We start from the raw sequence: 8,615 nt of genomic DNA on the forward strand, positions 1-8,615 counted from the left end.
GCGTTCATCAAGGGCGTGCTCGCTCCCATGCCGTTCCTGCGCATCATGCCCACCGGCGGCGTCACGCCGGAGAACGCGGGCGACTGGCTCCGCGCGGGCGCCGTCGCCGTCGGCCTCGGCAGCGCGCTGGTCGATCCGAAGCTCGTCGCCGTTGGTGACTTCGCAGCACTGACCACTCGGGCGAAGACGCTCACGGCGACCGTCGCCGAAGCGCGCGGAGGCGGCCGATGAAGCGCGTCGTCAGCTTCGGCGAGATGCTGCTGCGGCTGTCGCCCCCGGGGAGCGAGCGGTTCTTCCAGTCGCCCCAGCTCCGCACGTGGTTCGGGGGCAGCGAGGCGAACGTGGCCGTCAGCCTCGCGCACCTGGGCGTGCGAAGCGACTACGTGACGCGCCTGCCCGCCAACGCCGTGGGCGACGCGGCCCTGAGCGCCCTGCGCGCGGAAGGCGTGGGCACGCGCGCCGTCGTTCGCGGCGGCGACCGGCTGGGCATCTACTTCGTCGAGTCCGGCGCCGACGTCCGCGGCATGCGCGTCGTGTACGACCGCGCGGGTTCCGGCTTCTCGCAGATCGGCTCGGGTGACGTGGACTGGGAGGCGGTGCTGCACGGCGCGGACTGGTTCCACGTCTCCGGCATCACTCCCGCGCTGGGCGACGGCCCCGCGGCGGAGACGAAGCGCTCCATCGAAACGGCTCGCAGCCTGGGCGTGAAGGTGAGCATCGACCTCAACTTCCGCGTGGCGCTCTGGGCCGGGCGCGATCCGCGGCCCGTCATCCGCCCGCTCGTGCAGGGCTGCGACGTGCTCATCGGCAACCCCGGCGCCGTGCAGGCCATGCTGGGCATCGGCCCCGGCCTGGGCCATGAGTCGCCCGAGGTCTTCCGCCAGGTGGCGGGCGAGGTCGCCGACGACCTGGGCTGCCGCATGGTCGCCCTCACGCGCCGCGAGGTGATCTCCGCCAGCGAGCACGGCTGGAGCGCGGCGCTGTTCGACAAGCGCAGCGGGGAGATGCACGACAGCCGGCGGTGGCAGGTGCGCCTGGTGGACCGCGTGGGCGGAGGCGACAGCTTTGCCGCCGCGCTCATCCACGCGCTGCTCGCCGGCCGCGCGCACGCGGACGCGCTGGAATTCGCCACCGCGGCCAGCGCGCTCAAGCTCACCATCCCCGGCGACTTCAACCGCGTCACGGCCGACGAGGTCGAGCGGCTCCTCCAGCAACCGTCCCACTGATCCCCCGGCGGAAGCGAACCATGACCCCCATCTCCAACCAGCCCGCGGCCGGGCGCGACGTTCCCGCCGTGGCACCCAACCCAGACCGCATCCCGGAGACCCTGGCGGGCTTCGGCACGGCCGACGTGCCGCGCTTCGGCTACCGGTGGACGATCTGCGCGCTGCTCTTCGCCGCGACCACCATCAACTACGTGGACCGGCAGGTGCTGGGCATCCTGGCGCCCACGCTCCAGTCGCAGTTCGGGTGGAGCGAGTCGCAGTACGGCGACATCGTCTCGTGGTTCAGCCTGGCGTACGCGTTCGGTTTCCTGGGGATGGGGCGGCTGCTGGACCGCATCGGCGTCCGGCGCGGCTTCGCGTTCGCCATCGTGGCGTGGAGCCTGGCCGCGATGAGCCACGCGATCGCGAAGACGGCGGGCGGCTTCTCGGTCGCGCGGGCGGCGCTGGGGCTGGGCGAGTCCGGCAACTTCCCCGGCGCCATCAAGACGGTCGCGGAGTGGTTCCCCAGGCGCGAGCGGGCGCTGGCCACGGGCATCTTCAACGCGGGCAGCAACGTGGGCGCCGTGCTGGCGCCGCTGCTGGTGCCGTGGATCACGCTCGTGTGGGGCTGGCAGTGGGCCTTCATCGCCACGGGCGCGCTGGGCTTCGTGTGGCTCGTGGCGTGGCTCGCCATCTACCGCTCGCCCGAGGAGCACCCGCGAGTCACGCGCGGCGAACTGGGCTACATCCGCAGCGACCCGGTGGAGCGCACCGAGAACGTGCCGTGGCTCAGCCTGCTGAAGCACCGGCAGACGTGGGCGTTCTTCCTGGGCAAGTTCCTCACGGACCCCATCTGGTGGTTCTACCTGTACTGGCTGCCCAAATTCCTCGACAGTGCGTGGGGGATCAAACTTGGGAACCTGGCGCTGCCGCTCATCGTGATCTACGTGGTGGCGGACGTGGGCTCCGTCGCCGGCGGGTGGTTCAGCAGCATGCTCATCAAGCGCGGCTGGACGGTGAACCGCGGGCGGAAGACGGCGCTGCTCGTGGCCGCGCTGCTCATCGTGCCGACGATGTTCGCGCCGCACGCGAAGACGCTGTGGGTCGCCGTCGCCATCGTGAGCGTGGCCGCCGCGGCGCACCAGTGGTGGTCGGCGAACCTGTTCACGACCGCCAGCGACATGTTCCCGCGCCGCGCCGTGGGCTCCGTCGTCGGGATCGGCGGGTTCGCGGGGGCCATCGGCGGAGTGCTCTTCCAGCGCGCCACGGGCCGCATCCTGGACGCGACGGGCCACAACTACAGCATCATCTTCGTGATCTGCGGCCTGGCGTACGTCACCGCCTGGGTCATCATCCAGCTCCTCGCCCCGCGCCTGGAGCCCGCCCAGGTCGACGCGGTCGCATGACGACTCGGTAGATGCAGGGCAGGGAAGCGGGCACGCCGGAACGCCCGCATCCCCATCCCGAACCTGCACTTGTCTCATCTCCCCGCCGCCGCACGTTTATCGCCCGTCGCTCAGGGCCGATGAGAACCGCGCAGGCGCTGTAGATGTGCGGCGGAGATGCGCGCCGGGCCAAACGGTGGACGGGTGCTCCCACGTCCCCCGATCCGACGGAAGACCTCACGCGGAGGCGCGGAGCCGCGGAGGAACTACCGGATACGTGAGCTGTTCTCCGCGTCCTCCGCGTCTCCGCGTGAGACGCCGTTACAAAGACGCGGAGGAGCTTCCGGCGCGAGGTTTCGACGTCCGCCGATCCGACAGAGGAATTTGTTCCGATCCGGAGCATGCTTTGAATAAACCGATACCTCACGGCCGTGATCGCCGTAGTGGTACGCTAATGCTGAGATCCGGGCTGGATCGCAGACGGTGATGCAGCGACGTCAAATGTGCACGTTGCGCGCAGGCGAGAGGGTGCTTACATTCGGTGCTTATATTGTTCCGTGACAGAACAAAAGAATCGGTGGCCGTCGAACGCTTCCGATCTCGCCCTCCGGTGGACCTTCTCTGCGCCTTTCGCCGCGCCTCCACCGTGACCGCGGTTCCACATCTCGATGCAGACGGACGGCGCCCGCCCCGCGCGATGCCATCCCTTCGATGAACGAACGCGCTCCCGTACGAACGACCGTCCGGCGGCGCGGACCCTCTCGGTGCTCGTTTCCCGTCCGGCACGCCCGGACCGCAGCCGCCCGAACGCAGGTGTCCCGTTGAAGATGCCAGCCGACGCCACCTCCCGCCGCCCCCGGGCAGCGCACGCCGCCCCGGCGCAGCGCGCCTCGCCCAGCGTGCGCGGGTCTCCCCCGCTTCACCCCGAACGCAACGGGAGGCGAGCCGGCCTCTAGCGACGTCCTACGGCGGCCGACCGGCCGACAAGTGCAGCACCCCCGGTTCAGAAACGCGCTACCTACCTCCAGGAGAGTCCACATGCGCTGGACGCGAGCACTGACCCTCTTCCTTCTCCTCCTCTGTCCGGCTCCGGCCGTGCTGGCGCAGTCCGGCACGGGCACGGTGATCGGCACGGTGGTGGACGCCCAGACGGCGCGGCCGGTGGCCGACGCCGCCGTGACCGTGTCGGGCACGCAGCGCGGCGCCGTGACCGGCGCCGACGGCCGCTTCACCGTGGCCGGCGTGCCCAGCGGCTCGCACACGGTGCACGTGAGCAAGCCCGGCTACACCGCGGCCGACCAGACCGTCGCCGTCGCCGCGGGCGCGACCGCGAACGTCTCGGTCCGCATCGCCGCCGCGGCCGTGCAGCTCCAGAGCCTGGTCGCGGTCGGCTACGGCACGCAGAGCCGCCGCAACGTGACCGGCTCGGTGAGCACGGTCGACCTCACGGCGGCGCAGTCGGCGCCGGTCGCCTCGTTAGACCAGGTGCTCCAGGGCACCGCGCCGGGCGTGCAGGTGACCACGGCGAGCAGCGAGCCGGGCGGCGCGCTGTCCATCCGCATCCGCGGCACGTCGTCGATCACCGGCAACGCCGAGCCGCTGTACGTGATCGACGGCTTCCCCATCGAGAACGACATCGAGGGCTCCAGCGTCGGCAACGGCGGGCGCACGCGCACCACGCCCACCAACCCGCTCGCCACGCTGAACCCCAGCGACATCGAGTCGGTGAGCGTGCTCAAGGACGCGTCGGCCACGGCCATCTACGGCGCCCGCGGCGCGAACGGCGTGGTGATCATCACCACCAAGCAGGGCCGCGGCACCAAGCCGCAGTTCAGCCTGGACTACTACACCGGCACGCAGTCGGTCGCCAAGAGGTACGACCTGCTGAACGCGCAGGAGTACATGGACTACGCGAACCAGTTCGCGGCCAACGCCAGCACGCCGTACGTGCCGTTCCCGGACAGCACCCGCGCCCGCATCGTGGCGGCGGGGCTGGACACGGACTGGCAGGACCAGGTGTTCCGCCGCGCGGGCCTCCAGAACTGGCAGCTTTCGGTGCGCGGCGCCACGGCGACGGGCTCGCCCACGCGCTACGCGCTGTCCGGCGGCTACTTCGACCAGGAGGGCATCGTGGCCGGGTCGGGCATCCGCCGCTACTCGGCGCGGGTGAACCTCAACCAGGCGCTGGGCAGCCGGGTGGAGCTGGGCGGCTCGTTCAGCGCCAGCCAGGCGCGCAGCAAGAGCGTGCCCACCGCCGGCCAGCAGAACGCGAACGCCGGCGCGGTGAGCGCGGCGCTCCAGTACGTGCCCATCCTTCCCGTCCGCCGGGCCGACGGCACGTACTCGTACATCAACACCGACCTGAACGCGTACAACTCGCTGCTCGACGCGCCGCAGACGCCCAACCCGGTGTCGCTGACCAACGAGGTGCGCGACTCGCTGAGCGACACGCGCCTGCTGGGCAACCTCTTCGGCCAGGTGTCGCTGCTCCAGGACCTGAAGCTGCGCGTGAGCCTGGGCACCGACTACGCCAGCCGCTGGCGCAACACGTACTACCCGCGCACCACGCTGCGCGGCGGGCAGAGCAACGGCGAGGCGATCCGCGCCGAGGCGGCCACGGCCAGCTGGCTGAACGAGAACACGCTCACGTACGACCACGACTTCGGCGACAAGCAGAGCCTGCAGGTGCTGGGCGGGTACACGCGCCAGAGCACCACGCTGGACGGCTCGAACATGAGCAACACGCAGTTCGTGAGCGACATCACCGGCTACTTCGACATCGGCGCCGGCACGCAGGAGGGCGGGCCCAGCATCTCGTCGCGCCGCACGCAGCAGACGCTGGAGTCGTACCTGAGCCGCGTCAACTACTCGCTGCTCGACCGCTACCTCTTCACGCTCACCTACCGCGCCGACGGCTCGTCGCGCTTCGCGGCCAGCAAGAAGTGGGGCTCGTTCCCGTCGGCCGCCTTCGCCTGGCGCGCCAGCGAAGAGCCGTGGCTGCACCTGAACCACCTGGACGACCTGAAGTTCCGCGCCTCGTACGGCCTGGTGGGCAACCCGTCCATCCGCCCGTACCAGTCGCTGTCGCGCCTGAACGACCAGGGCTACTCGTTCGGCGGCAGCCCGTACTCGGGCTACTACCCCGTGGCCGTGGGCAACCCCGACCTCACGTGGGAGACCACGCGCCAGGCCGACTTCGGCGTGGACCTGGCCTTCATGAACCGCTTCACCCTCACGGCCGACTACTACCGCAAGCGCACGAACGACCTGCTGCTCCAGATCAGCCTGCCGTTCGAGACGGGCTTCGAGAGCGCGCTGGCCAACCGCGGCTCGGTGGAGAACCACGGCTTCGAGGTGGGGCTGGACACGCGCATCCTCAGGGGCGACAAGGGCGCCTTCGGGTGGCGCGCGAACCTGAACTTCGCCCGCAACACCAACAAGGTGACCAGCCTGGGCGGCCCGGACCGCATCTTCGCGGACCTGATCACCACCGACTACAACCTGCCGGGCACGCTGATCCAGGTGGGCAAGCCCATCGGCGTCTTCTACGGCTTCAAGAGCGCGGGCGTGATCCGCGACTCGGCCGAGGCGGCGGCCATCACCTACAAGAACTTCAACGGGCAGACGTTCAAGCCCGGCGACATGCGGGTGCTGGACATCGACGGCGACGGGCAGATCACGCTCAACGACCGCACCGACATCGGCGACCCCACGCCGGACTTCACGGTGGGCCTCACCAACACCTTCAGCTTCCGCGGCTTCGAGCTGACCGGGCTGCTCCAGGGCTCGTACGGCTCCAAGATCCTGAACGTGAACCGCATCCGCACCGAGAGCTCGCCGCGCGTGAACGTGTCGCGCGAGCGCTTCTTCGACGCGTGGTCGCCCACCAACCCGAACGGCTCGTTCCCGCGGGTTGGCGAGAACCCGAACCAGGTGGGCACCAACAACTTCACCAGCAACCTGCTGGAAGACGGCTCCTACCTGCGCCTTCGTACGCTGACGCTCACGGCGCCGCTGCCGGGGCCGCTCGCGCGCCGCGCCAGGCTCACCAGCTCGCGGGTGTACGTGACGGGCACCAACCTGTTCACCATCAGCGACTACTCGGGCTTCGACCCGGACGTGAGCAGCCAGAGCGTGGGCAACACCAACCGCGGCATCGACATCGGCGCGTACCCGCTGGCGCGCACCGTCACGCTGGGGCTGAGCCTGACCTACTGAGCGCGCGGCGGGCCGGGGCCCCCATTGGGACCCGGCCCGCCGCCACGAGCTTCCGCAAACCTCTCTTCTGCTCCCGGGAGAACGTATGAAGAAACAGCTTGGAGCCGCGGCGCTCCTCGCCCTGGCGGCGGCCACGGCCGCCTGCCACGACAAGTTCCTCACCGAGGTGCCCACTGACTTCGTGGCCCCGGAGAACTTCTACCGCAACGAGGGCGACGCCCTGGCCGCAGTGAACGCCGCCTACGCCAGCTTTATCACGCTGCCGTCGCCGCTGTCCAGCAGCGACTACGTGGGCCGCAACTTCTGGATGCTCACCGAGTACCCCACCGAGGTCTCGACCAGCCGCCTGAGCGCGGCCAACGAGCGCAGCATGATCGGCGACTACCACACGCAGTTCTCGTCGTCGCACACCTACGTGGAGGGCGTGTACCAGGCGGCCTACGCCGGGATCAACCGCGCCAACTCGGTGATCGCGCACGTGCCCACCGTGGAGATGGACGCCACCCGCCGCGACCAGATCGTGGGCGAGGCCAAGTTCATCCGCGCGCTGCACTACTACTGGCTGGCCGGCCTCTTCGGCGGCGTGCCGCTGAAGCTGGACGAGACGCAGAAGATCACCGACGCGGGCCTCCCGCGCGCCAGCGCCGCCGAGACGTGGGCGCAGGTGGAGAAGGACCTCCAGGAGGCGGCCGCCGTGCTGCCCGCCAGCTGGCCAGGCTCGGACTACGGCCGCGCCACCAAGGGCGCCGCCGTCGCCCTGCTCGGCAAGGCGTACCTGCAGAGCGCGGCCACGGTGCCGGGCGCCGCGGCAGACTACCAGAAGGCGGCAGACGCCTTCCGGCAGGTGATGGGGATGGGCTACTCGCTCGACGCGAACTACGGCAGCCTCTTCGACGGCAGCAACGAGCGCAGCCCCGAGATCATCTTCTCGCTCCAGAACATCCGCGTCTCCGGCTACGGCGGCCGGCTCACCGAGTGGTTCTCGCCCATCACCAGCCCGGCGATCTACGCGGGCGGCGCGCAGAACCAGGTGCAGGCCGAGCGTCCCTTCTACGACTCGTACGCCGCCACCGACATCCGCAAGGCGGGCACCTGGCTCACCTCGTTCACCAACGGCAGCAAGACGGTGACGTGGGCGTGGACGTCGGGCATCCAGACCACGGCGAACTACGGCTCCACGGGCCCCGCGCCGCGCAAGTACCTGGACCTCGGCAGCGCCGACGGCGGGGCCGAGGCGCCGGACGTGATCGTCGTGCGCTACGCCGACGTGCTGCTCTCGCTGGCCGAGGCGATCAACGCCACCGCCGGCCCCACCACCGAGGCGTACGGGCTGGTGAACCAGGTGCGCGCCCGGGCCAAGGTGGGCAACCTGGCCACGGGCCTCACCGCGCCGCAGTTCCGCGACGCGGTGTTCCTGGAGCGGCGCTACGAGCTGGCGCTGGAGATGGAAGGCGTGTTCGACAACCGCCGCAACTGGGACTGGGCCAAGGCGCGGGTGGAGGCCAACATGGCCCAGATCAGCACCATGAACCGCAGCCCGTTCACCAGCAGCGTGGAGAAGTTCGACGCGCGCCCCATTCCCGACAAGTGGCGCCTGTACCCGATCCCGGCGCGCGCCTGCGAGCTCAACCACGAGCTGACGCAGAACCCCGGCTGGGACGACGGCATCTGCAAGCCGTCCAGCGGCACCTGACCGACGAGTGAGACACGGCAGGGCATCTTCCGACAAGATTCGGGAGATGCCCTGTTCAGCACGAAGACGAGACACCGCCCGCGGGCGGGCGACGCCGTTCGGCCCGCCCGCCCG

Annotated in this window: 5 protein-coding genes; all 5 read left to right on the forward strand. The window is 70.3% G+C overall.

Annotated elements, in window-relative coordinates; genetic code table 11:
* The coding region (locus VFE05_01375) for a hypothetical protein (GenBank protein ID HET6228695.1) at positions 1-231 on the forward strand (231 nt) is incomplete at its 5' end.
* Positions 228-1,226, forward strand: a complete 999-nt coding sequence (locus tag VFE05_01380; GenBank protein HET6228696.1) for a sugar kinase — start codon at positions 228-230, stop codon at positions 1,224-1,226. The genes VFE05_01375 and VFE05_01380, both read left to right, overlap by 4 nt.
* Positions 1,227-1,246: 20 nt before the next feature.
* Complete coding sequence (locus tag VFE05_01385; GenBank protein ID HET6228697.1) at positions 1,247-2,611, forward strand: MFS transporter; 1,365 nt, start codon at positions 1,247-1,249, stop codon at positions 2,609-2,611.
* Between the two features lie 1,017 nt (positions 2,612-3,628).
* Positions 3,629-6,808: a TonB-dependent receptor gene (locus VFE05_01390; protein ID HET6228698.1), complete on the forward strand. Its 3,180-nt coding sequence runs from the start codon at positions 3,629-3,631 to the stop codon at positions 6,806-6,808.
* 85 nt (positions 6,809-6,893) lie between these two features.
* Entirely contained in the window at positions 6,894-8,501 is a 1,608-nt protein-coding gene (locus VFE05_01395; protein HET6228699.1) for a RagB/SusD family nutrient uptake outer membrane protein, read from the forward strand.
* Positions 8,502-8,615: the final 114 nt, after the last annotated feature.

It is taken from the genome of Longimicrobiaceae bacterium, assembly GCA_035696245.1.
Taxonomy (GTDB): domain Bacteria; phylum Gemmatimonadota; class Gemmatimonadetes; order Longimicrobiales; family Longimicrobiaceae; genus DASRQW01.

Coding starts and splice junctions, on each gene's coding strand:
- VFE05_01380 (HET6228696.1), top strand. CDS start 228: ATGAAGCGCGTCGTCAGCTTCGGCGAGATGCTGCTGCGGCTGTCGCCC.
- VFE05_01385 (HET6228697.1), top strand. CDS start 1,247: ATGACCCCCATCTCCAACCAGCCCGCGGCCGGGCGCGACGTTCCCGCC.
- VFE05_01390 (HET6228698.1), top strand. CDS start 3,629: ATGCGCTGGACGCGAGCACTGACCCTCTTCCTTCTCCTCCTCTGTCCG.
- VFE05_01395 (HET6228699.1), top strand. CDS start 6,894: ATGAAGAAACAGCTTGGAGCCGCGGCGCTCCTCGCCCTGGCGGCGGCC.